Below are 26,288 nucleotides of genomic sequence, written 5' to 3'. Positions count from 1 at the left end.
ACGGGGCGGCTATGCGGCGGCGGCCCAGTCGCAGGGCGTGACGGCGGGGGCGGTGCGGGTAAAGATGCGCGCACTCGAGGCCGCCTTGGGCGTTGCGCTGTTTCACCCCGGCGCCCAGGGCGTCACCCCCACGCCCGAGGCCGAGGCGCTGGCCGAGGGACTGGTGCCCGCCCTTGCGCGGTTGGCCCGCGCGCTGGCCCCGCTGGGCAGCGACCCGCCACTGGGGGCCCTGGCCCCGTTCGAGGCCGCGCTGCGCCACGGGGGGTTCACCGCCGCCGCCGGGGCGCTGGGGGTCAGCCCGGGCGCGGTGGCGCAGCAGGTCCGCCGGGTCGAAGACTGGTCAGGGCGCGCGTTGTTCGACCGCCACAGCCGCGGCGTCACCCCAACGCCCGAGGCCGCGGCCGTGCTGCCGGCGCTGGGCGATGCGTTGCAAGGCTTTGCCCCGCTCATGGCCACGCTGGGCGCCGCGCCGGTGCGCATCGCCGCGCTGCCGGCGGTGGCGCAGCTCTGGCTGGCGCCGCGCCTGCCGGCCCTGCGCGCGGCGCTGGGGGTCAGCGTATCGGTGACAGCGCTGGAACGCCCGCCCGAGGCCAAGCGCGCGCCCTATGATCTGGCGGTGTTCTTTGCCGAAACCGGCGGCGCGGTGCTGGAGCCGGACGCGCTGGTCCCGGTCTGTGCGCCCGCGCTGGCGGCGCGGCTGCGCACGGCGGCGGATCTGGCGGGGGTGCCGATCCTGACCGATGCCGTCTGGTCGGGCGACTGGCGGGCCTGGGCGGGCGTTGCCACGCCGGGCCGCCCCGCGCCGCGCGGCGTCGCGCATTCGCTCTATGCGCTGGCGGTGGACGAGGCGGTGGCGGGCGCGGGCGTGTTGATGGGGCACAGCGCCTTGTTGCGGCGCCATCTGGCGGCGGGCACCCTGGTCGCCCCCCTGATGCCGGCGGTGCCCAGCCCGCGCGCGCTGCGCCTGTTCCGGCTGCGGCCGCTGGTCCGCGACAGCGCGGCGGCGCGGGTGGCGGCCTGGCTTCAGACGGCGTGAACCATGAGGATCGCCAGTTCCCCCGCCGAGGGGCGCTGGCCGGTCATGCAATAGAGATAGGTCTCACCGCGCGCGTTGCGGACCTCCCAGCCCTCGCGCTGGTCGATGGTGGCATAGCCGATCTGGGTGAAATAGACCATGCGGCCGCGCACGTCGGCCTCGGCCGGGGCATAGCCAAAGCGGCGGAACATTCCGGCGATGGCGGCGATCCGGGCATTGTCCGAAGACAGCAGCACCGCGCGCACCGCGTCCGAACGGCGCGCCCAGTCGCGGATCGCGAAATCGAGCTGCGTGTCGAAGCCGTCCTGATTGATCCAGCTGCGATAGAGCAGTGCCAATGCCTCGGTGATCGAGGCCGAGGGCAATTCCGTCGCAGCGATCAGCGCGCGGGTGTTGGTGCTTTGCCAGTGATCCAGAAGCGCGTCCAGTAGTTCGGCGCGATCCTTGAAAAACCAGTAGAAGCTGGATCGCGCGCAGTCCAGGCGCTCGGCCAGGGTCAGCACCTTGACGCTGTCCACGCCCTCCTGGATCAGCACCGACAGGGCGGCGCGCAACCAATCGTCGCGGGTGGTGCGGCCGGGGCTGCGGGGCTTGCGGGCGGCGCTGGGCATCAGGCGGAGTCGGGCTGCATCGGGGCCTCCGAAAGGGCATCGGGTGCAGCTTAGGCGGCCCCGGGGCGCGGCACAAGCCATGCACGCCCCGGGGCGATCGGCGGGCCGGGGTCAGTGCCCCTCGGCCTCGGCCTCGCGCACGATGCGCGCATCCTCGCGCAGTTCCAGCCACATCGCGTTCAGAACCGCCAGAATCGCCGCCAGCGGCAGTCCCAGCATCCAGGCGAAATACCACATCTCAAGGTTCCTTTCTCAATAGACACTGTGGCTGTTTTCGGTGACATCGGCTTGCGTCACCTTGCCCCACAGCACCCGGTAGACCCAGGCCGTATAGGCCAGGATGATCGGCATGAAGATCACCGTCACCACCAGCATCACGAACAGCGTCAGATGCGAGGACGAGGCATCCCACACGGTCAGCGAACTGTCGGGCTGGCTGGAGGATGGCAGGATGAACGGGAACATCGTCAAGCCGACGCTGGCGATGATGCCCGTGATGCCCAGTTTCGACCAGAGCAGCGTCGAAACCTCGCGCCCCGCCCTGAGCCCGCGCACCGCCATCAGGATGCCCGCGAACCCCATCAGCGGCGCCACCGCGATCCACGGCCGCGCGCCATAGGCGGCCAGCCAGCTTCCGCCCCGGGCGACGGTGGAATACAGCGGGTTCGACGGCCCGTCCGTGACCACCGCGCCGACGATCTGGTAGCCGTCGATCCCGACAGCCAGCCACAGCCCCGCCAGCGCATAGGCGGCAGCCGCGACCAGCCCGGCAACGGTGCCATAGCGCCGCGCGCGGGCGGCGACCGGGCCGTCCGATTTCAGCGACAGCCAGGCCGCGCCATGCATCACCAGCATCGACAGCGACACCACGCCGGCCAGCAGCGCGAACGGGTTGAGCAGCGCGATCAGCTTCCACAGAACGCCGCCCTCGTAGACCGACAGCAGATCGGGCGTCAGGTGGAACGGCACGCCTTGCAGCACGTTGCCCACCGCCACGCCGAAGATCAGCGCGGGCACCGCGCCGCCCACGAACAGCGCCCAGTCCCAGGCGCTGCGCCACGCGGCCGCGTCGCGTTTCGAGCGATACTTGAAGCCCACGGGCCGCAGGATCAGCGCCGCCAGCACCAGGAACATCGCCAGGTAGAACCCCGAAAAGCTGACCGCGTAGAGCGGCGGCCAGGCGGCAAAGATCGCGCCGCCGCCCAGGATGAACCACACCTGGTTGCCTTCCCAGACCGGGCCGACGGTGTTGATGGCGACGCGGCGTTCGATGTCGGTCCTGGCGACGAAGGGCAGCAGCGCGCCGACCCCCATGTCGAACCCGTCGGTCAGGGCGAAACCGATCAGCAGCACGCCCAGCAACAGCCACCAGATCACGCGCAGCACGTCGAAGGGGATGAGTTCGTAAAGGATCATGGCTCTTACTCCGCCGGGGCCGCGAACGGGCCCAGTCCGTCAGTGGTGCGCAGGCGGTGCTCGTGGCGTTCCGTCCAGCGTTCGGTTTCCTCGACATCCTGGAAGGGGCCCTTGCGGATGTATTTCAGCATCAGGCCCATCTCGATGATGAAGAGCACGGTGTAGAACAGCACGAAGCCTGCCAGCGTGATGAGCAGGTCGCCGACGCTGAGGCTGGAGGCCGACAGCGCGGTCGGCAGCACGCCGTCCACCGTCCAGGGCTGGCGGCCGAATTCGGCCACGAACCAGCCCAGTTCGGCGGCCAGCCAGGGCGCCGGGATCATGACGACCGCCAATCTGAGCGACCAGCGCGGGAAACGCATTCCCCGGAACGAGGCGCGCCAGAAGAAATAAGCCATCGTGCCGATGAAGCCGAAGCCCAGGCCCACCATCACCCGAAAGGCCCAGAACAGCGGAAAGACCCCGGGCACGGTGTCCTCGGCCGCCTGCGCGATCTGCGCATCGGTGGCCTGGCGCGGGTCATCGACATACTGGCGCAGCAGCAGCGCAAAGCCCAGGTCGGCCGAATGCGCCTCGAAGGTGTCGCGCACGGATTGCGGGGTGGCGTCGCGCTGTTCGCGAATGGTCATGAGCGCGTCATAGGCGATCAGGCCCGAACGGATCTTGTCCTGGGCCTCGATCACCAGGTCGTCGATGCCGGGCACCGGCTGGGTCAGCGACCGGGTGGTAATCAGCCCCGCGACCCAGGGGATTTCCACCGCGTAATGGGTTTGCCGCGCCTCCTGGTCCGGGAAGCCGATCAGCGTGAAGGGCGCGGGCGCGGGGTGGGTTTCCCACATCGCCTCCATCGCCGCCAGTTTCATGCGTTGGGTGTGGGTGGCGGTGTAGCCGCTTTCATCCCCCAGCACGACGACCGACAGCGCCGAGGCCAGGCCAAAGGCCGAGGCGACGGCAATCGAGCGCCGCGCAAGGTCCACGTGCCGGCCCTTGAGCAGATACCATGCCGAAACGCCCAGCACGAAGACCGAGGCCGTGACGTAGCCCGCCGAAACGGTGTGCACGAACTTGGCCTGCGCGACGATGTTGAACAGCACGTCGTAAAAGGACGTCATCTCCATCCGCATCGAATCGGGGTTGAAGACCGCGCCGACCGGGTGCTGCATCCAGCCGTTTGCGATCAGGATCCACAGCGCCGAAAAGTTGGACCCCAGCGCCACCAGCCAGGCGACCACCAGATGCGCGGTTTTCGACAGCTTGTCCCAGCCAAAGAAGAAGAGCCCGACAAACGTTGCCTCCAGGAAGAAGGCCATCAGCCCCTCGATCGCCAGAGGCGCGCCGAAGATGTCGCCGACATAGTGGGAATAGTAGCTCCAGTTCATGCCGAACTGGAATTCCATGGTGATGCCCGTCGCCACGCCCAGCACAAAGTTGATGCCGAACAGCGTGCCCCAGAATTTCGTCATCTGGCGCCAGATCGGGCGGTCGGTCATGACGTAGACCGTCTCCATGATGGCGACCAGGATCGACAGGCCCAGGGTGAGGGGCACAAACAGAAAATGATACATTGCCGTCATCGCGAATTGCAGGCGTGACAGCTCGACAATGCCGAAGTCCATGCGGGACCTCCTTGGTTGCAGTCTTGACCGGCCCCGCAACGGGGCCGAGATGGATCCTATCTATTCCGTAGACGGAATATGTATTTGATCGAGATCAAGGAAATACGATGATTTGATGCGGATTTAAGCATTGTCGCCCGGCGCGCTGAGGTCAAGGTCGATCACCCGGTCCATCCGGGCCAGGTCTTGCGCGCGGTGGCTGGCGACGATCACCGTCGCGCCGGGCAGGCGGTCCAGGACCGCGTTCAGAACGGCGGCCGCGATGGCGGGGTCCAGCCCCTCGGTCGGTTCGTCCAGCAGCAGGATGTCGGGCTGCCTGAGCAGCGCGCGCGCCACGACGAGGCGCCGCGATTCGCCGCCCGACAGGCCCGCGCCGCGCGCGCCCAGGGGCGTGCCCAGCCCGCCGCGCGTGGCCAGCGCATCGGTCAGCCGCACCGCGTCCAGCACCTGCCGCAGCGTGTCGTCGTCGCAGCGGTCGGCGCCCAGGCGCAGGTTGTCGGCCACGCTGCCTTGAATCAGCGCGCTGCGTTGAGGCACCAGGGTCAGCGTCCGGCGCAGCGGGGCCTCGTCCAGCTCTGCCACCGCGTCGCCGCCCAGCGTGACCTGACCCGCCTCGGGACGAATCTGCCCGGCGAGCAGGGCCAGAACCGTGCTCTTGCCACGGCCCGAGGTTCCCTTCAGCCCCAGGCGGGTGCCCGGCGGCACGGTCAGGTCGAACCCGTCGAGAACCGGCGCGGAGTCGGGGTGATGGCGAAAGCGCACCCCTTGCATGCGCAGCGTGCGGTCCGGGGGCAGGGGGGTGTCGGGCCGTGGGGCCGGGGTCAGTTGCGCGACGACACGGCGCGCGGCGGCCTCCATCCGGCCGTAACTGCCCACGGTTCGGCGCAGCGGGGCGATCGCTTCGAACAGCGCCAGCGCGACAAACAGCCCGATCGCGACGCGCGCCGGATCGAGCCCGCCCGCGCCCGCCCGCGTCCCGCCGAGGCCCAGCGCCAGCGCGACGCCGCCTGTCAGGCTCAGCGCCAGACCCGCGCGGCGTTCGATCCGGTCCAGACGGCGGGCCAGTGCGCGGCGCCGATCCTCGCCGGTGGCGATCTGGTCCAGATGGGCCTCGAGCCGACCCAGCGCGGCCAGGTCGGTGCGCGCGGTGACAAGGTCGATGACATCGCGGCGCAGGCTCTGGGCGTGCATTTCGGCCAGGCGCGCCGGCGCGCGCGCGGCGCGGACGCCCAGCCACAGAACCGCCGCGCCCCCCAGCCCAAGGGTGCCGGTGACCGCCAGGGCGGTGCGGGCATCGACCAGCCAGGCCAGCCCGGCGGCGCCCAGGACCAGCGCGGCCAGTCCCGCGCCGACTGGCAGCGCCAGGCGCAGCGTCACCGAATCCAGGGCATCCACATCGGCGCTCAGCCGGTTCAGGACCTCGGCTGCGCGCAACCGGGCCAGTTCGGCAAAGGGCGCGCGGGTTCGCGCTGCCAGCAGCCGCACGCGCAAGCCGGTCAGCGCGCGCAGCGTGGCGTCGTGGGTGGCGAGCCGTTCGCCGTAGCGCGCCGCCGTGCGCCCAAGCGCCAGAAACCGCACCGCGGCCGAGGGGCGAAAGACGTCGAACACCGCGCCGCCCCCGGCCAGACCGGCCATCGCGGCCGCGGTGATGAACCAGCCCGAAAGGCCCAGCAGCGCCGCACCCATCGCCAGGACCAGCACCGCCAGCAGCGCCCCGCGCAGCAAGGCGCGCCGCTGGTCGCGCCAGATCAGCCGCAAGAGGGTCATGAGGGCGCTCATGGCCGGGCCTCCAGCGCAATCCTTTGGTCCATCCGCGCGATCAGGTCGGGGTCATGGCTGGCCACGATCAGCGTCGTGCCCCCGGCGGCCAGCCGCATCAGCGCGGCGCTGACCTGTCGCGCGGTCTCAGGGTCCAGGTCGGCGGTCGGCTCGTCCGCCAGAACCACGGCGGGCCGCGCGTGCAACATCCGCGCCAGCATGACGCGGCGGGCCTCGCCGCCCGACAGGCCCGCGCCGGTTTCGCCGGGGACCGTGTCCAGCCCCTGCGGCAGACGGGCCAGCACCGGCCCCAGCGCCGCCATCGCCAGCAGGTCGGGGTCGAGCGCGCCCCTGCCCGCGATGATCGTGCGCAGGGGCGCCTGGGGGAACAGCGGCGCCTGTGGCATCCAGCCCAACCGCGCGCGCCAGGCGTCGGCCGAGGCGTCGTCCAGCGGCCGGCCGCACACCGCGATGGTGCCGAGGTCCGGACGCTCCAGCCCCGCCAGCGCCCTCAGCAGCGTCGATTTTCCCGCCCCCGAAGGGCCGGTCACCCCGACCCGCGCCCCCGGTGCGATCACGGCGTCGGGGATGGTGACGGCGCCCAGCGTGACGCCCGAAAGCCGGATCTCGGGCGCGCCCGGCAGGGGGGCGGCAAGGGCGCCGGTTCCCAGGATCAGCGCCGGGGTCCGGGCCTGCCAGTCGGCCAGTTCGTCGGCCAGCGCGCGGGCGGCGGCGCGATCGTGCCATGCCGCGGACAAATCGCGCAGCGGCTGGAAATAGTCGGGCGCCAACAGCAGCAGGAAGATCCCCGTTCGGGCATCGATGCTGCCGCCCCAGGCGATCAGCCCCAGCAGCGAGAACCCGACCCAGACCGCGACCATCGCCACCCCCAGCGCGGCGAACAGCTCCAGCACGGTCGAGGACAGAAAGGCGATCCGCAGCACCCGCATGGTGCGCGCGCGCAGGTCCTCGGCGCTGGCGGCATAATCGGCGGTGACGCGCGCGCCGGCGTCGAGCAGGCGGATGTCCACCAGCGCCGCCAGCCGGTCCACCAGCAGGTCGGTCATCGAGGCCAGCCCGGCCAGATGGCGGGCGCTGGCCTCGTGCGCGGCCCAGCCGATCAGCGCCATGAACAGCGGAATCAGCGGGCCGGCCAGCAGCAGAACCGTGCCCACCGCCCAGGCGTGCCAGAAGGCCAGCGCCAGGATCACCACCGGCACCACGGCACTGCGCGCCATGGCGGGGTAATACCGTTGGACATAGGGCCCCAGCGTTTCCAGCTTTTCGCCCGCCAGCGTGGCGATGGCCCCCGGGCCGGCGCCGTCACCGCGCAGGGTGCGCGCCTCGCGCGTCACGATCGCCGCGCGGCGGTCGGCCACCACGCGGTCGGCGGCGTCGAAGAGCCGCGCCTCGGCCATGTGCGAGAGCAGCGCGCGCAGCACGAACAGCGCCAGCAGCCCCAGCGCCGCGGGCCAGGGCGCAAGCCCGGGCGAGGGCTCGCCTTCGGCCAGCAGCGCCGCCAGCGCGGCCGCGACAAGCGCCGCCTGGATTGGCCACACCAGGGCCGAGGCCAGGCTCAGGATCGAGCCTTGCAGCACGGCGGTGCGGACCGGGGCCAGCAACGCCCGCAGGGGATCAGGACGCGAGTCGCTCATCTTGCAGGGTGTGAAAGGTATTTCCCGGATGGGCAATAAGCGAAACCGTCGCAGCCCCGTTTCGACCCCGTTTCGGCCTTTCCTTGCGGGTCGGGGCGTCGTAGAGAACAGGAATGCGGATACTCTTTCTGGGCGATGTGATGGGTCGGTCGGGCCGTGCGGCGGTGGCCGAAAGGCTGCCGGCGATGCGTCGCGACTGGGGGCTGGATTTCGTCGTGGTCAACGGCGAGAACGCGACTTCGGGGATGGGGCTGTCGCCCGATCACGCGATCTCCCTGTTCGAGGCCGGCGCGGATTGCGTGACGCTGGGCGACCATGCCTTTGACCAGAAGGCGATGCACGGCCATATCGACAGCGAACCCCGGCTGATCCGCGCGATCAACTTTTCCAAGGTGGCGCCGGGGGTCGGGCATCGGGTCTTCACCGCCGGCGACGGGCGCAAGGTGCTGGTCGCGCAGGTCATGGGGCAGGTCTTCATGAAGCGGCCCTTCGACGATCCGTTCAGCGCCATCGAACCCGTGCTGCGCGCGCATCCGCTGGGTGGCGGCGTGCAGGCGGCGGTGATCGACGTGCACGCCGAGGCCACCAGCGAGAAGATGGCCATGGGCCATTGGTGCGACGGGCGCGCGTCGCTGGTGGTGGGCACGCACACCCATGTGCCGACCGGCGATGCGATGATCCTGAACGGCGGCACGGGCTATATGACCGATGCGGGCATGTGCGGCGATTACGACAGCGTGATCGGGATGCAAAAGGACGAGCCGCTGCGCCGCTTCATCACCGGCATGCCCAAGGGCCGGTTCGAGCCGGCGATGGGCGCGGCGACGGTGTCGGGCGTGTTCGTGGAAACCGACGACCGCACCGGCAAGGCGCTGCGGATCGTGGCCGTGCGTCAGGGCGGGCGACTGGCGAGCGTGGGCCCGACGGCATGACGCGCGGTCTGCGGGCCTATGCGGTGCTCCTGGTGATCGGCGCGGCCTGGGGGATCAGCGCGCCACTGATCAAGATCGCGGTCGGCGCGGGGCACCGGCCGGTGGCGATCGTGTTCTGGCAATCCCTGCTGGCGACCCTGGTTCTGGGCGTGGCGTTGGCGGCGCGTGGAAAGCTCTGGTCGATGCCGCGCGACGCGCGTCACCTGGGGTTGTATGCCGTGGTCGGGCTTTGCGGCATGGCGCTGCCGTCCTGGGCGTCCTATTCGGCGACGCGGTTCCTGCCCTCGGGCGTGGTGTCCATCATCATCTCTTTGGTGCCGGTCTTTGCGCTGCCGCTGGCGCTGGCGCTGGGCACCGAACGCTTCGTGCCGCGGCGCCTGCTGGGCGTGGCGCTGGGTGCGCTGGCCATGGCGCTGCTGATCGGCCCCGAGGCCAGCCTGCCCGCGCCCGGCCTGTGGATCTGGGTGCCGGTGGCTGCGCTGGCGCCTTTCTTCTATGCCATCGAGGGGGCCTATGTGTATGGCGCCTCGGCGCGCCGGGCGGGGCCGTTCCAGATGCTCTGGGCGGGTTATGTCGTCAGCATTCTGACCTCGGGCGTGCTGGTTTGGCTGGACCATGCCCCGTTGCTGCCCGAATCCGGTTTCGGGTGGCCGGGGCTGGGATTCGTGCTGTCGGGCCTGCTGGGAATCGGCGCCTATGGCGGGTATCTGTGGCTGCTGCGGCGCACGGGATCGGTGTTCGGGGCGCAGGTGTCCTATACCGTGACCGGCATGGGGGTTGTCTGGGCGATGGTCTTGTTGGGTGAAACCTATAGCGGCTGGATCTGGGCGGCGCTGGCCCTGCTGTTCCTGGGCCTGTTCCTGGTGCAGCCGCGCCGTGCCGACGCCCCGCGCATTGAGACGGGCACCGCGACGGGCACTGCGGCGGGGGCGGCCGATGTTCGGGCTTGAGCTGCCCGCGGACTGGCAGCCCTGGGTGGCGATGGCGATCGTCCTGGCGATGCTGGTCACCTTTGTGCGCGAACGCTACCCGGTCGAGGTCGTGGCGCTGTCCGGGGCGGCGCTGATGCTGGTGCTGGGCGTGGTGCCGCAGACCGACGCGATGGCGGTCTTTGCCAACCCCGCGCCCTGGACCATCGCCGGCATGTTCCTGATCGTCGGAGGGCTGGTGCGCACAGGCACGCTGGACCTGCTGTCGCACCGCGCCGTCGCCCATGCCGCCGAACACCCGCGCGGCACGCTGATCGTGCTGACCTTTACCGTGCTGGGCATGTCGGCCTTCGTCAACAACACGCCGATTGTGGTGGTGATGATCCCGATCTTCATGCAACTGGCCCGGGCGATGAAGATTTCGCCATCCAAGCTATTGATCCCGCTTAGCTATTTCTCGATCTTCGGCGGCACGATCACGCTGGTCGGCACATCGACCAACCTGCTGGTGGACGGGGTCGCGCAGGCGCGGGGGCTGGCGCCCTTCGGCATCTTCGAGATCACGGTGGTCGGGCTGTGCGTGTCGGCGGTGGGGGTGACCTATCTGGCGCTGGCCGGCCGCTGGCTGCTGCCTGAGCGCGATTCGATGGCGGCCCTGCTGGGCGACCGCGCGCCGATGAAATTCTTCACCGAGGTCGCGCTGCCGGAAGGGTCGGCGCTGATCGGCAAGAAGCTGACCGAGGCCGACGTGTTCACCCGCGGCGGCGCGCGGGTGATTGACGTGCTCAGGGGCGACGCCTCGCTCAGGCGGGCGCTGGGCGAGGTGGTGCTGGAACCCGGCGACCGGGTGGTCCTGCGCACCCAGATGTCCGAAGTGCTGGGCCTGCAGGCAAACCCCGAGCTGCGCCTGGTCAACCAGTTGTCCACGGTGCGGACCGCGACCGTCGAGGTTCTGATCACGCCCGGGTGCCGGATGATCGGCCGCTCGCTGGGCCAGTTGCGCCTGCGCCGCCGTTACGGGGTCTATCCGCTGGCCGTGCACCGCCGCAGCCAGAACATCGGCCGTCAGCTCGACGATCTGGTGGTGCAGGTCGGCGACACCCTCCTGCTCGAGGGCGCGATGGAGGACATCCGCCGACTGGCCGCCGACATGGACATGGTGGATGTCGCGCAACCGTCGGAGCGGGCCTATCGCCGCAAGCACGCGCCCATCGTGGTGGCGGTGCTGGCGGGCGTGGTGGGGCTGGCGGCGCTGAACGTGGCGCCGATCCAGGTGCTGGCGCTGCTGGGGGTGGTTACGGTGCTGCTGACCCGCTGCATCGATGCCGACGAGGCGTTCGGCTTCATCGACGGGCGGTTGCTGGGGCTGATCTTTGGCATGTTGATCGTCGGCGCGGGGCTGGAGCATTCGGGCGCGGTGGCGTTGCTGGTGGCGGCGATCGCGCCCCATCTGGAAGGCCTGCCGCATTGGGCCCTGTTGCTGGCGGTCTATGCCCTGGCCGGGGTGCTCACCGAACTGGTGTCGAACAACGCGGTCGCAGTCATCATGACCCCGGTGGCGATCAGCCTGGCGCAAAGCGTGGGCGTGGACCCGCGGCCGATGGTGATCGCGGTCATGTTCGCGGCGTCGGCGGCGTTTGCCACGCCGATCGGCTACCAGACCAACACGCTGGTTTACGGGCCGGGGGGCTACCGGTTCAGCGATTTCCTGAAGGTTGGCGTGCCGCTGAACATCCTGATGGCGGCGACCGTCTGCACCGTGGTGCCGCTGATCTGGCCGCTTTGATCCGCGCACGTCTGCGATTCGCGCTTGCAACGCGGACGCAAGCGGGGCAAGGCTGAGACCATGAACACGTTAAATACCGAAGCCGCTGCTTCCTCCCGAACCGCTGGCCCGCGCGACCAGCAGCCCCTGAAAGGGGTTCTGCTGATGCTGGCATCCGGGCTCTGCTTTGTCGGGCTGACGGCCGGGGTCAAGCACATGGGATCGGACATCCCGGCGGCGCAGTCGGCGTTCCTGCGCTATTCGCTGGGGCTGGTGTTCCTGCTGCCGATGATCCCCGCCATGCGCCGCGCAAAGCTGGACGCGGCCACCTGGCGGGCCTTTGGCTGGCGCGGGGCGGCGCACACGCTGGCGGTGATCTTGTGGTTCTACGCCATGACCCGCATCCCGCTGGCCGAGGTTTCGGCCATGGGCTACCTGAACCCGATCTACACCACCATCGGCGCGGCGCTGTTCCTGGGCGAGCCGTTGCGGCTGCGCCGGATCCTGGCGATCGGCATGGCGATCCTGGGCGCGCTGGTGATCCTGCGGCCGGGGATGCGCGAGCTGAATTCGGGCCATCTGGCGATGCTGGGGACCTCGTTCCTGTTCGCGGTGTCCTACATGATGGCCAAAAGCCTGAGCGGAAAGGCCTCGCCCACGGTGATCGTTGGAATGCTGTCGGTGACCGTCACCATCGGCCTGACGCCCTTTGCGCTGGCGGTCTGGCAGCCGGTCACCTGGACCGAGATCGCGTGGTTCCTGGCCATCGCCACGGCCGCGACGGCGGGCCACTACCTGATGACCATGGCCTTTGCCGCCGCGCCGATCACCGTGACCCAACCCGTGAACGCGTTGCAACTGGTCTGGTCTATCACCTTGGGTGCGCTCCTTTTCGGCGAGGGGGTGGACCTGTGGGTGGTCATCGGCGGCTTGATGATCGTTTCGGCGGTCATTTTCATCGCCTTGCGCGAACATCAACTGCGGCGCGCGGCCATCCGTGGCGCGGTGGCGCCGTGATCCTCCGCCTGCTGGTTCTGGTGCTGCTGCTGGCCGGACCTGCGGCGGCCTGCCAGATGCCGGCGGATCTGCCGGCGCTGCGCAGCGCGCTGCTGTCGCTGGTCAACGACCGGCGCGCCGAGGCCGGTCTGCCCGCGTTGACGAACGATTCCCGCCTGGGCCGCGCGGCGCAGACGCAGGCCTGTCGCATGGCCGACCGGGAACGCCTGACCCATCGCGGCAGTTGGCTGGCCGGCCTGGGGCGGCGCTTGCGGCGCGAGGATTACGCCTATGCGATGGCGGTCGAGAACATCGGCGAAGGCCAGCGCGACCCGGCCGAGATCGTCACGGCCTGGATGGATTCGCGCGATCACCGCCTGAACCTGCTGGCGCCCGACGCGCGCGACGCCGGTTTTGGGGTCGCCCTGGCCGAAACCGGGCGGCTGAACTGGTCGATGGTCGCCGCCGCGCCGCGCTGATCAGGCGGTTTCCCGGGCTTCCTGCCCCTCGGCGCCGCGCTTGGCGATCAGGGCGGCCACCGCGCTGCCCTCGGTCAGCATCCCGATGACGTGGTGATTGTCGGTCAGCAGCACGCGGCCCTGCCCCTCGGCCAGGCGGGCCATCGCGTCGCGCAGCGGGGTGTCGGCGGGCAGGGTCAGGCTGGCGGGGGCGGGGCGGGGCGCAGCGGCGGGGCGGGGCGCAGCGACCATCGCGTCGCGCGCGCGCAGCACGCCCAGCGGGTTCATGTGCGCCACGAAATCCGCGACATACCCGTTCGCGGGGGCGGTGTAGATCTCGGACGGGGTGCCGCACTGGATGATGCGCCCGCCCTCCATGATGGCGATGCGGTTTCCCAGCTTGAAGGCCTCGTCCAGGTCGTGACTGACGAAGATGATCGTGCGTTTGAGGCGCGCCTGAAGGTCCAGCAACTCATCCTGAAGCCGGGTTCGGATCAGCGGGTCCAGCGCGCTGAAGGGCTCGTCCATCAGCAGCACCGGCGCCTCGGTGGCAAAGGCCCGGGCCAGGCCGACGCGCTGCTGCATCCCGCCCGACAGCTCGGCGACCTTGCGCCCCGCCCATTGCGACAGACCCACCAGATCAAGCTGCGCCGCGACCCGGCGCGCGCGCTCCGCGCGCGGGACGCCAGCCAGCTCCAGCCCCAGGCCGACGTTCTCGCGCACGCTGCGCCAGGGCAGCAGGCCGAATTGCTGGAACACCATCGCCACCGTGTCGGTGCGCAGCTTGCGCAGCGTCTTGGGCGCGGCCTTGGGCACGCTGACCATCTGTGCGCCGTCATGGACCAGCACGTCGCCCTGCACGATGGGATTGAGCCCGTTCACCGCCCTGAGCAGCGTGGACTTGCCCGACCCCGACAGGCCCATCAGCACCAGGATCTCGCCCTCGGCCACATCGAGGGTGCAGTCGTGCACCCCCAGCACCTGGCCGGTGGCTTTCTGGATGTCGGTGCGCGACTGCCCGGTCTCCATCAGGGGAATCGCCGCATAGGGGTTGTCGCCGAACACGATCGAGACATGGCGGAAGGACACGGCAATGCCCGGTTTTGCGGGCGAGGTGGCGGGCTCGGTCATGACTTGGCCTCCACGCGCAGCATCCGGTCCAGCATGATCGCCACCGCGACGATCACCGCCCCCGATTCGAAACCCAGCGCCGCATTGACCGAGTTGAGCGCGCGCACAACCGGCACGCCCAGCCCCGGCGCGCCGACAAGCCCGGCAATCACCACCATGCTGAGCGACAGCATGATCGTCTGATTGAGACCGGCCATGATCTGCGGAAAGGCCCAGGGCAGCTCGACCTTGAACACCCGTTGCATGGTGGTGGCGCCAAAGGCGGTCGCCGCCTCTGACAGGGCGGTCGGGGTGGACCGGATGCCCAGCTCGGTCAGGCGGATCGCCGCCGGCATGGCGAAGATCACGGTGGCGACCAGCCCGGGCACCATGCCCAGGCCGAACAGCACCAGAACGGGGATCAGATAGACAAATGTCGGCAACGTCTGCATCAGGTCCAGCAGCGGCGTCAGCAACCGATAGAAGCGCGGGTGATGGGCCGAATAGATGCCCAGGGGCACCCCGACCGCCATGCACACCGCGCACGATCCCAGCACCAGCACCAGGGTCTGCATGGTCAGGGTCCAATACCCCTGGTTCCAGGCAAACAGCGCGCAGCCCGCGACCAGCGCCACGGCCACCCAGTTGCGTTGCAACAGCCAGGTGATCGCGCCGAACAGCAGCACCAGCACCAGCGGGTGCGGCCAGAGCAGAGCCGCCGACAACCCGTCCACGACATGGCTGAGCACGGCTTCGAGGGCGTCGAAGGCTGGCCAGAAATTGTCCTGCACCCAGGTGAAGATATTGGCGACGACATGCCCCACCGGGATCTTGGCCCCCGTGACGGCGTCGGAAATCGGGTCTGACATCGGCTATCCGGTCGCTGGAGAAGCCCCGGCCCGCGCACTGGGGTGGCGGGCCGGGGCAGGCATCAGTTCAGCGCGGCGGTCACGGCGGCCATCGCATCGCCACCGTCCATCGTGGTTACGCCCTGCAGCCAGGGGCCCAGCACATCGGGATGCGCCGCCAGCCAGGACGCCGCCGCCGCGCCGGGTTCCTGCCCGCCGTCCAGGATCGCGCCCATGATCTCGTTTTCCATCGCCAGGCTGAATTCCAGGTTGGTCAGGAACTGGCCGACGTTCGGGCATTCGCCCACATAGCCGGCGCGGGTGTTGGTGTAGACCTCGGCGCCGCCGAAATTCGGGCCGAAGAAATCGTCGCCGCCCGACAGATAGGTCATGTCGAAATTGGCGTTCATCGGGTGCGGCTCCCAGCCCAGGAAGATCACCGGTTCGTTGCGGCGGTCCGACCGCGCGACCTGTGCCAGCATGCCCTGTTCCGAGCTTTCGACAACCTGGAACCCCTGCAGGCCGAACGCGTCCTGCTGGATCATGTCCAGGATCAGGCGGTTGCCGTCATTGCCGGGCTCGATGCCATAGATCTTGCCCTCCAGCTCATCGCGATGCGCGGCGATGTCGGCGAAATCGTGGATACCCAGCGCGGCGCCGGCGGCATTGGTGGCAAGCGTGTATTTCGCGCCCGTCAGGTTCATGCGGACGGTGTCCACGGTTCCGGCATCGCGATACGGGGCAATGTCGGCCTCCATCGTGGGCATCCAGTTGCCCAGGAACACGTCGATGTCGCCAGACGCCATCGAGGTGTAGGTCACAGGCACCGACAGCACCAGCGTCTCGGTCTGGTAGCCCAGCGCATCCAGGATGGTCGAGGCGACGGCGGTCGTCGCGGTGATGTCGGTCCAGCCGACATCCGAAAAGCGCACGGTGCCGCAATCGGCCAGCGCCGGCGCGGTTATCAGGGCCAGCGCGGCGGTCGCCGAGGACAGGCGGATCAGGGTCATCTGGAACTCCCGTTGGTTTTTGTTGATTGACTAGTCAATAAACGATGGACTAGCACGGAATCAAGCAAAGTTTCGGTGGCGGGCTTGTCCGGCACACGACAGAAGGAGAGCCGGACATGCCCAAGATCGGCATGGAGCCTATACGACGTGCCTCGTTGATCAAGGCCACAATTGCCGAAATGGGCGATGTCGGTTCGCTCGAGGTGACGGTCAGCCGGATCGCCAAGCGCGCTGGCATGTCGTCGGCGCTGGCGCATCACTATTTCGGCTCGAAAGAGGCGATGTTCCTGGCGGCGATGCGTCATGTGCTGGGGGTTTATGGCGCCGAAGTGCGCGGTGCGCTGGCGGCGGCGGACGGCCCCGAGGCCCGGGTGCGGGCGGTGATCCGGGCCTCGTTCTCGGCCTCGAACTTTCGCCGCGAGGTGGTCTCGGCCTGGCTCAATTTCTACGTCCTGGCGCAGACCCAGGACGAGGTGCGGCGCCTGCTGGTCGTCTATCAGCGGCGCATGGTGTCGAACCTGACGCACGCGTTGCGCCCGTTGCTGGCCGACCGGGCGCCTTCGGTGGCCTGTTCGATCGCGGCGATGATCGACGGCGCCTATTTGCACGCGACGCTGGGCGCGGCAACCCCGGACGCGGGCCGGGCCATCGCCCGGGTCGAGGCCTATCTCACGCTGGCGCTGGCGGGTTGACGGTAACTGGCGCCGGAGGGCCCCGCGGCTGCCGGCGCGCGAGATCGAGGAAGACATGCAGGCGGAATACGTGATCGTGGGCGCTGGCTCGGGCGGGTCGGCGGTGGCCTGGCGGCTGGCCGAGGCAGGGCATTCGGTCGCCGTGATCGAATTCGGAGGCTCGGATGCCGGCCCGTTCATCCAGATGCCGGGCGCGTTGTCCTATCCGATGAACATGGCGCGCTATGACTGGGGTTTGGCGTCGGAACCCGAACCCGGGCTGAACAACCGCCGCATGGCGACGCCGCGCGGCAAGGTGCTGGGCGGGTCGAGCAGCGTCAACGGCATGGTCTATGTGCGCGGCCATGCGCGCGACTATGACCATTGGGCCGAGCAGGGCGCGGATGGCTGGGCCTTTGCCGATGTGCTGCCCTATTTCAAGCGCATGGAGCATTGGCACGGCGCCGAGGATGCGGGCGGCGGGCGCGAGTGGCGGGGCCACGACGGGCCTTTGCATGTCTCGCGGGGCGCGCGCGCGAACCCGCTGTTCGATGCCTTCATCGAGGCGGGGCGGCAGGCGGGCTATCGCGTCACGCGCGATTACAACGGCTGCCAGCAGGAAGGCTTCGGTGCCATGGAGGCGACGATCTGGCGCGGGGAACGCTGGTCGGCGGCCAAGGCCTATCTCAGGCCGGCGATGCGCACCGGGCGGGTGCGCGTCATCCGGGGGCTGGCGGCGCGGGTGGTGATGGACGGCACCCGCGCGACGGGTGTCGCGCTGGCCGACGGGCGCGTGGTGACGGCCGCGCGCGAGGTGATCCTGGCGGCCTCGTCGATCAACACGCCCAAGCTGCTGATGCTGTCGGGGATCGGCCCGGCCGAGCATCTGCGCGCGCAGGGCATCGCCGTGGTGGCCGATCGCGCGGGGGTGGGCGGCAACTTGCAGGACCATCTGGAGCTGTACCTGCAATTCGCCACACGCGAGCCGATCAGCCTGTTCAAATACTGGAACGCCTGGGGCAAGGCCTGGGTCGGGGCGCAATGGCTGCTGTTCGGCAAGGGCCCGGGGGCGTCGAACCAGTTCGAAAGCTGCGGCTTCATCCGGTCGCGCGCGGGGATCGACTATCCCGACATCCAGTATCACTTTCTGCCCATCGCGGTGCGCTACGACGGCAAGGCGGTGGCCGACGGGCACGGGTTCCAGGCCCATGTCGGGCCGATGCGATCGAAGTCGCGCGGCACGGTGCGCCTGCGCTCGTCCGATCCCGCCGAGGCGCCCGAGATCCGGTTCAACTATATGTCGCATCCCGACGACTGGACCGAGTTCCGCACCGCGATCCGGTTGACGCGCGAGATCATGGCGCAGCCCGCCATGGCGCAGCATGTGAAGCACGAGATCCAGCCCGGCGCGGCGATCCAGGACGACGCGGCGCTGGACGATTTCATCCGCGCGCATGCCGAATCGGCCTATCACCCGTGTGGCACGGCGCGGATGGGGCGTGTCGACGATCCGCTGGCGGTGGTCGATCCCCAGGGGCGGGTGATCGGCGTGCAGGGGCTGCGGGTGGCGGATTCGTCGGTGTTTCCCAGGATCACCAACGGCAACCTGAACGCGCCCTCGATCCTGACCGGCGAGAAGATGGCGGATCACATCCTGGGCCGCGAACCCTTGCCGGCGTCAAATCTGGAGCCCTGGATACATCCGGACTGGCGCGTCGCGCAGCGTTAGGGCGTAAAAAGGGGCGGGGTTTCGCCCTCGGCCGGGAGGCTTCCAGCCTCCAGCCCTCGGGCGATCCGGTGGGGGGCGCTGCCCCCCACACCCCCCGGGATATTTCCAGCACAAAGACGGCTGTGCGGGGCATCAGGGGATGGCGGCGCGCAGCAGGGCGAGGAGGCGTGCCTGCGTGGCCGTCGGGCGCCAGCTGCTGCGGTAGGTCAGCCCGATGTCCCGGCTGCCGCCGGTCAGGGCGATGTCGAGCGGGGCGATGTGGCCATCGCGGATTTCGGTGGCGATCTGATGGCGCGAGATGATCGAGATGTAATCGCCCTGTGCCAGCAGGCCGCGCAGGAACACCAGGGACGAGGCCACGACCCGCACCGGCGTGCGGGGCCGTTGGTCGATACGCAGGGTTTCGAACAGGTAGCTTCCGGCGGGCGTCGTTTTGGGCGGTGCGACCCAGGGGTAGGCGAGCGTGTCCTCGATCCGCAGGTTCGCGCGCCCGGCCAGCGGGTGGCTGGGGTGGGCAACGATCACCAGCGCGTCCTCGAACAGGGGTTCCTGGGTCACGTCCTCGGCCGGCGGGGGGGTGCGCAGGGCGCCGATCAGGCAGTCGAGATCGCCCTCGCGCAGGCTGCGCAGGAGTTCGGGATAGCGGCCGTCGACCACGCGCACCTGCACACCCTGCGTCGCGGCGATCAGCGCGTGCGTGGCGCGCGGCACGATGGTGGTGCGGGCGAGGGGGAGCGAGCCCAGGGTGAACGTGCCGCGGTCGTCGCCCAGTTCGCGGCCGATTTCCTCGAATCCCTGGCGGATCTCGGCCTGGGCCAACTTGGCGCCCAGCGTGAAGGCCTGCGCCGCCGGGGTCAGTTCGACCCCGGTCGCGGTGGTCAGGAAGAACGGCACGCCGGCGACCTCTTCCAGCGAGCGGGCGGCGCGGTGGACAGTGGGTTGCGCCAGACCCAGGTGGCGGGCGGCGATGGTGAAGCTGCCGCTGCCCGACACGGCCACCAGCGCGCGGATCTGCGCGGCGGTCACCAGATGGTCGAAAGCCGCGCGCCGGGTGCTTTCGCGTGCGCCCCTGAGCGCCGCGCGGGCGCCGGCGTGCAGATGGGCGAGCGCGGCCTCGACCCGGCGGACGAACAGCGCGCCGCAGGGTGTCGGCGCGAACTGGCGGGTGCGGCGCGCCAGCAGGGGGGTGCCGACCTCGGATTCGAGCCGCGCGAGGGCCTGGGTCGCGGCCGGCTGCGACAGGCCGCAGCGGTCGGCCGCGCCCGAGACCGAGCCGGTTCGCACCGTTTCCAGGAACACCCGCATGTGGCGCAGGTTCGGCAGACTGTCGGTCATGGGCCCAACCGAATAGCAAAAACTTATTTTATGGCCTCAGATCGAAATAGGCAAATGGCGCGCCACGGGGCATAATGTATACATTGCGGCAGGGCCCGCCGCAGAAGGAGAACGCGCATGACGACCCAACCCCAACCGATGGACAAGGACTGGCTGGTCTATCACCCGAACCCGAAAGCGCCCGATTTCAGGCTGCCCGCGGGTTCCGTCGATGCCCATTGCCACGTCTTCGGCCCGTCGGCCCAGTTCCCCTATGCGCCTGAGCGCAAGTATACACCGGGTGACGCAGGCAAGGACAAGTTGTTCGCCCTGCGCGATTTTCTGGGATTCGAACGCAACGTGATCGTGCAGGCGACCTGTCATGGCAAGGACAACCGCGCCATGGTCGATGCCTGCCTCGCCGCGGGCGACAGGGCGCGGGGCGTGGCCTCGGTCGGCAAGGACATCTCGCGCGACGACTTGAAGGCGTTGCATGAGAGCGGCGTGCGCGGCGTGCGCTTCAACTTTGTCAAGCGGCTGGTCGATGCGACACCGCAAGAGGTTTTTATCGGGATTGCCGAAAAGATCCAGGAATTCGGCTGGTCCATCGTCGTCTATTTCGAGGCCGCGGATCTCGAGGGGCTGACCCCCTTCCTGCGCAAGTTGCCCGGCATCATCGTGGTCGATCACATGGGCCGGCCCGACGTGACCAAGGGCGTCGATCACCCGGATTTCCAGCGGTTCATCGACCTGATGGCGCAAAACGAGAACATCTGGAGCAAGGTCACCTGCCCGGAACGCCTGACCGCGCAGGGTGCGCCCTATGACGATGTGGTGCCCTTCTACCAGGCGATCGTCGATCGTTTCGACGACCGGGTCCTGTGGGGCACCGACTGGCCGCATCCGAACATGAAATCCCACATGCCCGATGACGGCGCGCTGGTGGACTACATTCCGCGAATCGCGCGGACCGACGCCCAGCGGCGCAAGCTGCTGATCGACAACCCGATGCGCCTGTATTGGGCGCAGTAGAAGAGGAGGAGAGACCGATGCACGACATGCCCGGTTACGACTATCACATCGACATCCCTGGCACGACGCTGTTCGACGGCAAGATGGCGATGAAGGGCTATGCCCTGAACAAGATGTGCTATTCGTTCAACCAGAAGGTCAACCGCGAGGCTTTCCTGGCCGATGAGGAAGGCTTCATGGCGAAGTATGGCCTCAACGACGAGCAGAAAGAGGCCATTCGCAAGCGCGACGTGCTCGGTCTGATCGCCGCCGGCGGCAACATCTATTACCTCGCCAAGTTCGCCGGCATCTTCAAGCTGTCGGTGCAGGATGTGGGCGGTCTGCAAACGGGCCGCACCACGCAGGAATTCAAGGACTACCTGGCCAGCCAGGCTTGAGGAGGAACGGACAATGGCACGCATTCTCGGTGGCATCACCACCTCGCACATCCCCGCCGTGGGCAACGCGATCCAGAACAAGCTCTACGACGATCCCTATTGGAAGCCGTTTTTCGATGGCTACCCCAAGGTTCACGCCTGGATCGACGAGCACAAGCCCGACTATGTGATCAACATCTACAACGACCACGGGCTGGGCTTTTTCCTGGACCGGATGCCGACCTTCGCGATCGGCGCCGCGCATGAATACAGGAACGAGGACGAAGGCTGGGGCCTGCCCGCGCTCGATCCGTTCCCGGGCGCGCCGGAACTGAGCTGGCACATCATCGAATCGCTGGTGGCGGATGAATTCGACATCACCTCGTGCCAGGAACTGGCGGTGGACCACGGATTTGTGGTGCCGATGCAACTGTTCTGGCCGAACGCGCCGCACCATCCGCACATGCCCAAGGCGGTGCCGATCAGCGCGAACACCGTGCAACACCCGATTCCAACGTTGAACCGGGCGCTGAACTTCGGCAAGGCGCTGCGCAAGGCGCTGTTGTCCTTCCCCGAGAAGGACGCGAAGATCGTCGTGCTGGGCACCGGCGGGCTGTCGCACCAGCTGGACGGGCAGCGCGCGGGCTTCATCAACAAGGAGTTCGACCAGTATTGCCTGGAGAACATCGTCCACAACCCTGAGGAACTGACCAAGATCACCCGCCAGGAGCTGGTCAAGAACGCGGGCGCCCAGGGGACTGAATTCCTGATGTGGATGATGATGCGCGGCGCGCTGGGTGACGACGTGACCGAGGTCACGCGCAACTACCACATCCCGATTTCGAACACCGCCGCCGGCACGCTGCTGCTGGAATGCGCGGCCTGATCCGAGCGGGCCGGGATGCGCGGGGCGGTCCTGCGCATCCCGGCCCGACACATCCCCTTTTCCCGCCGGGCGCGCCGTGACAGGATCGCCCGGCGCAGCTTTTGGAGGGTTCGGATGGGCGCGAAACGGGATACGGCGCGACGGCGCGGGGTTGGCCGCGGTTTCGGTTCCGAGGGGGCGCGCTGATGGCCGACACCCTCGATCCCGCCGATTGGGACGCCTATCGCCGCGCCGCGCACGCGCTGCTCGACGCCTGCATGGACCGATTGGAGACGGCGCGCGCGCATCCCTGGAAACCGCTGCCCGAAACCGTCCGCGCTGGCTATGCGCTGGACGGCGTGGCACGGGGCGAGGTGGCGCTGGCGCGCGAACTGACCGAACAGGTGCTGCCCTGGGGCACCGGCAACACGCATCCGCGATTCTGGGGCTGGGTGCACGGCACCGGGTTGGCCAGCGGCGTGATGGCCGAAATGGTCGCGGCGACGATGAATGCCAACCTCGGCGGGCGCGCCCATGGCGCGATCGAGATCGAGCGCGCCGTGATCGACTGGACCCGCCAGGTGATGGGCTTTCCCGACACCGGCAGCGGCGTGCTGGTCACCGGCACCTCGCAGGCCACCGTGATCGCGCTGGCCGCCGCGCGCGGCCGCGCCCAGCCCGAGGTCCGTTCGCGCGGGGTCGCGCCAGGACTGGTCGCCTATGCCGGCGCGGGCGCGCATAACGCCGCGCGCAAGGCAATGGAACTGCTGGGACTGGGGCACCAGGCGCTGCGCGCTATCCCGGAAACCGATGCGGGCATGGATCTGGACGCGCTGCGCGTCGCCCTCGCCCGGGACCGCGCCGCGGGTCTTTGTCCCTTTGCGGTGATCGGCACGGCCGGCTCGGTCGATCTGGGGCGATTCGACGATCTGAACGCGCTGGCCGATCTGGCGGCGGAACAGGGGCTGTGGCTGCATGTGGACGGTGCTTTTGGGGCCTGGACCCGGCTGGCGGACACGCCCTGGCGCGCCTTGAGCGACGGCATCGGGCGGGCGGATTCGGTGGCGTGCGATTTCCACAAATGGATGTTCGTGCCCTATGACTGCGGCCTCGTGCTGATCCGCGACGAGGCCGCGCACCGCGCCGCCTTTGCCGCGCGCCCGGCCTATCTGGCGGGCCAATCGGCGGGCCTGGGTGGCGGCGATCCCTGGTTTTGCGACTACGGCATCGACCTGTCGCGCGGCAATCGCGCGCTCAAGGCCTGGGCGGCAATCCGGGCGCATGGGGCGGACGGGCTGGGTGCGGCGATCACGCGCTGCTGTGCGCTGGCCGCGCGTATGGGGCAAGGGGTCGAAGCCCGCGCCCCGATGCGGCTGGCGGCTCCGGTCGTGTCGAACCTCTGCGTGTTCACCGCCGATGCGCGCTTGCCCGCGGCGGACCAGAGCGCGCGGAACACCCATATCGCCCAGGCGCTGCAACTCTCTGGCGAGGCGGTGTTTTCCACCACCGTGATCGGCGGCGTCACCTGCCTGCGCGCGGCGATCACCAACCACCGCACCACCCCCCAGGACATCGACGCGGCGCTCGACGCGGTCACGAACGCTTGAATTCGGGCCCGTGATGAAACATTTCCGCCCCCTGGTGCGTATGGTTCATGGACCGCAGGCGCAAAGGAGGCCCCGATGGCTCACCGCTGGAAAAACGACCTGACCCATGCCGATGTCACCCCCCGGGCGATGTGGCTGAACCGTCGCCAACTGATCGCCGGGGCCGGCGCGGCCGGCGTTCTGTCGCTGGCGGGCGAAAGCCGCGCGCAGGCGCTGACGCCCAACACGCTGGAACAGATTTCGAGCTACAACAACTATTACGAATTCGGCGTGGACAAGGGGGACCCGGCGCGCAACGCGGCCGGGCTGGTGACCAGTCCCTGGTCGATCCGCGTGGACGGGATGGTGGACCGCCCTGGCAGCTATGCGCTGGCCGATCTGCTGGCCGGACTGAGCGTCGAGGAGCGCATCTACCGCTTCCGCTGCGTCGAGGCCTGGTCGGCGGTGATCCCCTGGAACGGGGTGGAACTGGCCGACGTGCTGAACAAGGTGGGGGTGCAGTCGGGCGCCCGCTACGTCGCCTTCGAGACCACGGTGCAACCCGACGTCATGCCCGGCGTGCGCAGCCGCGTCATTCCCTTTCCCTATGTCGAAGGGCTCAGGCTGGACGAGGCGATGCACCCGCTGACACTGTTGGCAACGGGCATCTGGGGCCAGCCCATGCCCAACCAGAACGGCGCGCCGATCCGGCTGGTCGTGCCTTGGAAATATGGATTCAAGTCGATCAAGTCGATCGTGCGCATCACCCTGACCGACCGTCAGCCTCCGACCACCTGGAACCGGCTGAACAGCCGCGAATACGGGTTCTATTCCAACGTCAACCCCGAGGTCGATCACCCACGCTGGAGCCAGGCCAGCGAACGGCAGATCGGCGGCGGCCTGTTTGCCCGGCGTCAACCCACGCTGATGTTCAACGGCTATGGCGACGCGGTGGCGCATCTCTATGACGGGATGGACCTCAGGGAGAATTACTGATGGCCCTGATCCCGGCCGCCTGGGCGCAGGCGATCAATCGCGCGACCCGGCGGGTGCCGTCGTGGCCGATCTATGTGCTGGCGCTGGCCTGGGCGGCCTGGCTGTTCTGGCAAGGCGCGACCGGCGCGCTGGGTCCCGAACCGATCAACACGCTGGAACGCCGCTACGGCGAACTGGCGCTGCAAGGGCTGGTCGCCGGGCTGGTGGTGACGCCGCTCAGGGTCTGGACCGGGATCAGCTTGCTGAAGTTCCGCCGCGCGCTGGGGCTTGCCGCCTTTGGTTTCGTGCTGGCGCATGTGGCGGTCTGGGCGGTGCTGGACCTGCAAAGCCTGTCGCGGATCGGCGAGGAACTGGTCAAGCGGCCCTATATCACGATCGGTTTCGCCGGGTTCACGGCGCTTATCCCGCTGGCGGCGACCTCGAACGCCGTCTCGATTCGCCGGCTGGGCGCGTCGGGCTGGCGCCGGCTGCACCGGCTGACCTATGCGGCGGTGCTTCTGGGCGCGGTGCACTATGTCTGGCTGGTCAAGGGCTGGCCCGCCGAACCCTTTGTCTATCTGGGTGTGGTGCTGGCCCTGCTGGCGCTGCGTCTTGGGCCGCAGCGCCGGGGGCAGGGGGCGCGGCGCGCGCCGGCCTGACCTGTTTCGCGATCACTCGGTCACTTCGGCGACCAGGTCCGCCAGAAACGCGTTGACCGGCTCCATCCCCGGCGCGTCACGGCGCATGTAACCGATCATCACCGCCTCGCCGGGGCGCTCGATGACGTGCACGCCGTAGGGGCAGAAGGCGATGTTCTGCCAGTTGGCTTCCATCGCCTGGCGCGACATCGAGGCCGAGCAGAACAGGTAGATGTTCGCATTGGTGAACAATGTCACATCGCTGCCGACGTCCGCGCGCGTGCGTTCCAGCATCTCGCCGACATGGCTGGTGTATTCGACTTGCAGACCGCGGCCGACGATCGAGCTTTCCACCGCAAAGGTGGCGTCGTCAAAGGACATGCCGGCGGGCACCAGGACGAATTCGTCCGCCAGCGCGGGCGAGGACAGCAGGAACGACGCCAGGACGGCGGGCAGGAACTTGGACATGGGCACCTCCTCGATGGGGCGGGGACGGGGCCGCATTCCGGGCCCTCCCCCGCCGGACATTCCCAGTCTTGCATGTCTCGGGCCGGAATGCACGGGGACAAAATGCGCGGGCGGGCCGCGATCCTGGTCTCATCGTTGCTGTGATTTTTGTTGTCGATTCGGGGTTGTTGGGTGGGTGGGGTGGGGGTTGGGACAGGAAGTTGCGTGGATGGCCGGGGTTGTTGCAATTTCGTGACGTGGTGCGGTCTTGGGGTGTCGGGTTGGGTGTGGGTTTTCGTTGGGTTGGGGTCAAGGAAACAAGGGTTTGACGGGGGGAGTTGGCGGAATTTGTTGTTCCGGCCCGTTTTTGGACTTGCGGAGGTTTGCGTTGGGTCCTAGATACGGCGTCACCGAAGCGGGGGTGACGCGGGAACGCGGATGCTGCAGCGACGGTGGCGGTTACGCCGCGAGACTTCTGGATGCAAGGTAGGCGAGGGCGCCGGGTGACCGGCGGGCTGTCTGTTTTGTGTGCGGT

Annotated in this window: 25 protein-coding genes; 14 read left to right on the top strand and 11 right to left on the bottom strand. The window is 68.8% G+C overall.

Going from position 1 to position 26,288, the window contains the following annotated elements:
- Positions 1 to 64 precede the first annotated feature (64 nt).
- Positions 65 to 1,036: a LysR family transcriptional regulator gene (locus H6900_00125; protein ID MCC0071671.1), complete on the top strand. Its 972-nt coding sequence runs from the start codon at positions 65 to 67 to the stop codon at positions 1,034 to 1,036.
- Here H6900_00125 and H6900_00120 read toward each other — a convergent pair.
- The 6 genes from H6900_00120 to H6900_00095 form a co-directional block, all read right to left on the bottom strand.
- Complete coding sequence (locus H6900_00120; GenBank protein ID MCC0071670.1) at positions 1,024 to 1,647, bottom strand: TetR/AcrR family transcriptional regulator; 624 nt, start codon at positions 1,645 to 1,647, stop codon at positions 1,024 to 1,026. The genes H6900_00125 and H6900_00120 overlap by 13 nt on opposite strands.
- A gap of 111 nt (positions 1,648 to 1,758) precedes the next feature.
- A complete protein-coding gene (cydX, locus tag H6900_00115) occupies positions 1,759 to 1,884 on the bottom strand; it encodes a cytochrome bd-I oxidase subunit CydX (GenBank protein MCC0071669.1) in 126 nt (41 codons plus the stop codon).
- A gap of 15 nt (positions 1,885 to 1,899) precedes the next feature.
- Positions 1,900 to 3,063, bottom strand: coding sequence for a cytochrome d ubiquinol oxidase subunit II (cydB, locus tag H6900_00110; GenBank protein MCC0071668.1), 1,164 nt, complete (start codon positions 3,061 to 3,063; stop codon positions 1,900 to 1,902).
- Between the two features lie 5 nt (positions 3,064 to 3,068).
- Positions 3,069 to 4,679: a cytochrome ubiquinol oxidase subunit I gene (locus H6900_00105; GenBank protein MCC0071667.1), complete on the bottom strand. Its 1,611-nt coding sequence runs from the start codon at positions 4,677 to 4,679 to the stop codon at positions 3,069 to 3,071.
- Positions 4,680 to 4,802: 123 nt separating this feature from the next.
- Positions 4,803 to 6,458: a thiol reductant ABC exporter subunit CydC gene (cydC, locus tag H6900_00100; GenBank protein ID MCC0071666.1), complete on the bottom strand. Its 1,656-nt coding sequence runs from the start codon at positions 6,456 to 6,458 to the stop codon at positions 4,803 to 4,805.
- Positions 6,455 to 8,092, bottom strand: coding sequence for an ATP-binding cassette domain-containing protein (locus tag H6900_00095; protein MCC0071665.1), 1,638 nt, complete (start codon positions 8,090 to 8,092; stop codon positions 6,455 to 6,457). The genes cydC and H6900_00095 overlap by 4 nt, the downstream gene beginning before the upstream one ends.
- Positions 8,093 to 8,205: 113 nt before the next feature.
- On the opposite strand from H6900_00095, the gene H6900_00090 reads away from it, so the two are divergent.
- From H6900_00090 to H6900_00070, 5 genes are read left to right on the top strand one after another with little or no spacing between them, the layout of a single operon-like run.
- The gene (locus H6900_00090; protein MCC0071664.1) at positions 8,206 to 9,024 is read left to right on the top strand and encodes a YmdB family metallophosphoesterase; all 819 of its coding nucleotides are present in this window, start codon (positions 8,206 to 8,208) and stop codon (positions 9,022 to 9,024) included.
- Positions 9,021 to 9,974, top strand: coding sequence for a DMT family transporter (locus H6900_00085; GenBank protein MCC0071663.1), 954 nt, complete (start codon positions 9,021 to 9,023; stop codon positions 9,972 to 9,974). Before H6900_00090 ends, H6900_00085 begins: the two co-directional genes overlap by 4 nt.
- Complete coding sequence (locus H6900_00080) at positions 9,961 to 11,739, top strand: anion permease (protein ID MCC0071662.1); 1,779 nt, start codon at positions 9,961 to 9,963, stop codon at positions 11,737 to 11,739. Before H6900_00085 ends, H6900_00080 begins: the two co-directional genes overlap by 14 nt.
- 60 nt (positions 11,740 to 11,799) lie before the next feature.
- Positions 11,800 to 12,735, top strand: a complete 936-nt coding sequence (locus H6900_00075) for a DMT family transporter (protein ID MCC0071661.1) — start codon at positions 11,800 to 11,802, stop codon at positions 12,733 to 12,735.
- Entirely contained in the window at positions 12,732 to 13,193 is a 462-nt protein-coding gene (locus H6900_00070; protein MCC0071660.1) for a CAP domain-containing protein, read from the top strand. The genes H6900_00075 and H6900_00070 overlap by 4 nt, the downstream gene beginning before the upstream one ends.
- Here the strand turns inward: H6900_00070 and choV are convergent, their stop codons facing one another.
- The 3 genes from choV to H6900_00055 all read right to left on the bottom strand — a co-directional run bounded on the left by choV (position 13,194) and on the right by H6900_00055 (position 16,140).
- A complete protein-coding gene (gene choV / locus H6900_00065) occupies positions 13,194 to 14,303 on the bottom strand; it encodes a choline ABC transporter ATP-binding protein (GenBank protein MCC0071659.1) in 1,110 nt (369 codons plus the stop codon).
- Positions 14,300 to 15,151, bottom strand: a complete 852-nt coding sequence (gene choW, locus H6900_00060) for a choline ABC transporter permease subunit (protein ID MCC0071658.1) — start codon at positions 15,149 to 15,151, stop codon at positions 14,300 to 14,302. Before choW ends, choV begins: the two co-directional genes overlap by 4 nt.
- A gap of 62 nt (positions 15,152 to 15,213) precedes the next feature.
- A complete protein-coding gene (locus H6900_00055; protein MCC0071657.1) occupies positions 15,214 to 16,140 on the bottom strand; it encodes a choline ABC transporter substrate-binding protein in 927 nt (308 codons plus the stop codon).
- Between the two features lie 116 nt (positions 16,141 to 16,256).
- Between H6900_00055 and betI the strand changes: the two genes are divergently transcribed.
- Both betI and betA read left to right on the top strand, forming a co-directional pair.
- The gene (betI, locus tag H6900_00050; GenBank protein ID MCC0071656.1) at positions 16,257 to 16,832 is read left to right on the top strand and encodes a transcriptional regulator BetI; all 576 of its coding nucleotides are present in this window, start codon (positions 16,257 to 16,259) and stop codon (positions 16,830 to 16,832) included.
- A gap of 55 nt (positions 16,833 to 16,887) precedes the next feature.
- Positions 16,888 to 18,540 carry a choline dehydrogenase gene (gene betA / locus H6900_00045; GenBank protein ID MCC0071655.1) on the top strand — a complete coding sequence of 551 codons (1,653 nt, stop codon included), beginning with the start codon at positions 16,888 to 16,890 and terminating at the stop codon, positions 18,538 to 18,540.
- Positions 18,541 to 18,672: 132 nt separating this feature from the next.
- Here betA and H6900_00040 read toward each other — a convergent pair whose 3' ends face one another.
- Positions 18,673 to 19,875 carry a LysR family transcriptional regulator gene (locus H6900_00040; GenBank protein MCC0071654.1) on the bottom strand — a complete coding sequence of 401 codons (1,203 nt, stop codon included), beginning with the start codon at positions 19,873 to 19,875 and terminating at the stop codon, positions 18,673 to 18,675.
- Positions 19,876 to 20,013: 138 nt separating this feature from the next.
- Between H6900_00040 and H6900_00035 the strand changes: the two genes are divergently transcribed.
- From H6900_00035 to msrQ, 6 genes are all read left to right on the top strand, one after another.
- Positions 20,014 to 20,886, top strand: coding sequence for an amidohydrolase family protein (locus tag H6900_00035; protein ID MCC0071653.1), 873 nt, complete (start codon positions 20,014 to 20,016; stop codon positions 20,884 to 20,886).
- A 17-nt stretch (positions 20,887 to 20,903) separates the two neighbouring features.
- On the top strand, positions 20,904 to 21,263 hold the full coding sequence (locus tag H6900_00030; protein ID MCC0071652.1) for a protocatechuate 4,5-dioxygenase subunit alpha: 360 nt from the start codon (positions 20,904 to 20,906) through the stop codon (positions 21,261 to 21,263).
- A gap of 13 nt (positions 21,264 to 21,276) precedes the next feature.
- Entirely contained in the window at positions 21,277 to 22,128 is an 852-nt protein-coding gene (locus tag H6900_00025; protein ID MCC0071651.1) for a protocatechuate 3,4-dioxygenase, read from the top strand.
- Positions 22,129 to 22,313: 185 nt separating this feature from the next.
- Complete coding sequence (locus tag H6900_00020) at positions 22,314 to 23,714, top strand: amino acid decarboxylase (protein MCC0071650.1); 1,401 nt, start codon at positions 22,314 to 22,316, stop codon at positions 23,712 to 23,714.
- 75 nt (positions 23,715 to 23,789) lie between these two features.
- On the top strand, positions 23,790 to 24,689 hold the full coding sequence (gene msrP / locus H6900_00015) for a protein-methionine-sulfoxide reductase catalytic subunit MsrP (GenBank protein MCC0071649.1): 900 nt from the start codon (positions 23,790 to 23,792) through the stop codon (positions 24,687 to 24,689).
- Complete coding sequence (msrQ, locus tag H6900_00010) at positions 24,689 to 25,327, top strand: protein-methionine-sulfoxide reductase heme-binding subunit MsrQ (GenBank protein ID MCC0071648.1); 639 nt, start codon at positions 24,689 to 24,691, stop codon at positions 25,325 to 25,327. The genes msrP and msrQ overlap by 1 nt, the downstream gene beginning before the upstream one ends.
- Positions 25,328 to 25,339: 12 nt before the next feature.
- Here msrQ and H6900_00005 read toward each other — a convergent pair whose 3' ends face one another.
- Positions 25,340 to 25,774 (bottom strand): DUF302 domain-containing protein, encoded by a 435-nt coding sequence (locus H6900_00005; protein ID MCC0071647.1) that lies wholly within the window; start codon positions 25,772 to 25,774, stop codon positions 25,340 to 25,342.
- Positions 25,775 to 26,288: the final 514 nt, after the last annotated feature.

The sequence above is a fragment of the Rhodobacter sp. genome, assembly GCA_020637515.1.
Lineage (GTDB): Bacteria > Pseudomonadota > Alphaproteobacteria > Rhodobacterales > Rhodobacteraceae > Pararhodobacter.
Note: the sequence above shows the minus strand (reverse complement) of the source record. Positions and strands in the feature narration are given on the sequence as shown.

Coding starts and splice junctions, on each gene's coding strand:
- H6900_00040 (MCC0071654.1), bottom strand. CDS start 19,875: ATGACCGACAGTCTGCCGAACCTGCGCCACATGCGGGTGTTCCTGGAA.
- H6900_00080 (MCC0071662.1), top strand. CDS start 9,961: ATGTTCGGGCTTGAGCTGCCCGCGGACTGGCAGCCCTGGGTGGCGATG.
- H6900_00030 (MCC0071652.1), top strand. CDS start 20,904: ATGCACGACATGCCCGGTTACGACTATCACATCGACATCCCTGGCACG.
- H6900_00055 (MCC0071657.1), bottom strand. CDS start 16,140: ATGACCCTGATCCGCCTGTCCTCGGCGACCGCCGCGCTGGCCCTGATA.
- H6900_00095 (MCC0071665.1), bottom strand. CDS start 8,092: ATGAGCGACTCGCGTCCTGATCCCCTGCGGGCGTTGCTGGCCCCGGTC.
- cydC (MCC0071666.1), bottom strand. CDS start 6,458: ATGAGCGCCCTCATGACCCTCTTGCGGCTGATCTGGCGCGACCAGCGG.
- choV (MCC0071659.1), bottom strand. CDS start 14,303: ATGACCGAGCCCGCCACCTCGCCCGCAAAACCGGGCATTGCCGTGTCC.
- H6900_00125 (MCC0071671.1), top strand. CDS start 65: ATGCGCGCACTCGAGGCCGCCTTGGGCGTTGCGCTGTTTCACCCCGGC.
- H6900_00120 (MCC0071670.1), bottom strand. CDS start 1,647: ATGCCCAGCGCCGCCCGCAAGCCCCGCAGCCCCGGCCGCACCACCCGC.
- cydB (MCC0071668.1), bottom strand. CDS start 3,063: ATGATCCTTTACGAACTCATCCCCTTCGACGTGCTGCGCGTGATCTGG.
- H6900_00005 (MCC0071647.1), bottom strand. CDS start 25,774: ATGTCCAAGTTCCTGCCCGCCGTCCTGGCGTCGTTCCTGCTGTCCTCG.
- msrQ (MCC0071648.1), top strand. CDS start 24,689: ATGGCCCTGATCCCGGCCGCCTGGGCGCAGGCGATCAATCGCGCGACC.
- H6900_00020 (MCC0071650.1), top strand. CDS start 22,314: ATGGCCGACACCCTCGATCCCGCCGATTGGGACGCCTATCGCCGCGCC.
- betA (MCC0071655.1), top strand. CDS start 16,888: ATGCAGGCGGAATACGTGATCGTGGGCGCTGGCTCGGGCGGGTCGGCG.
- betI (MCC0071656.1), top strand. CDS start 16,257: ATGCCCAAGATCGGCATGGAGCCTATACGACGTGCCTCGTTGATCAAG.
- H6900_00035 (MCC0071653.1), top strand. CDS start 20,014: ATGGACAAGGACTGGCTGGTCTATCACCCGAACCCGAAAGCGCCCGAT.
- choW (MCC0071658.1), bottom strand. CDS start 15,151: ATGTCAGACCCGATTTCCGACGCCGTCACGGGGGCCAAGATCCCGGTG.
- msrP (MCC0071649.1), top strand. CDS start 23,790: ATGGCTCACCGCTGGAAAAACGACCTGACCCATGCCGATGTCACCCCC.
- H6900_00090 (MCC0071664.1), top strand. CDS start 8,206: ATGCGGATACTCTTTCTGGGCGATGTGATGGGTCGGTCGGGCCGTGCG.
- H6900_00025 (MCC0071651.1), top strand. CDS start 21,277: ATGGCACGCATTCTCGGTGGCATCACCACCTCGCACATCCCCGCCGTG.
- H6900_00075 (MCC0071661.1), top strand. CDS start 11,800: ATGAACACGTTAAATACCGAAGCCGCTGCTTCCTCCCGAACCGCTGGC.
- H6900_00085 (MCC0071663.1), top strand. CDS start 9,021: ATGACGCGCGGTCTGCGGGCCTATGCGGTGCTCCTGGTGATCGGCGCG.
- H6900_00105 (MCC0071667.1), bottom strand. CDS start 4,679: ATGGACTTCGGCATTGTCGAGCTGTCACGCCTGCAATTCGCGATGACG.
- cydX (MCC0071669.1), bottom strand. CDS start 1,884: ATGTGGTATTTCGCCTGGATGCTGGGACTGCCGCTGGCGGCGATTCTG.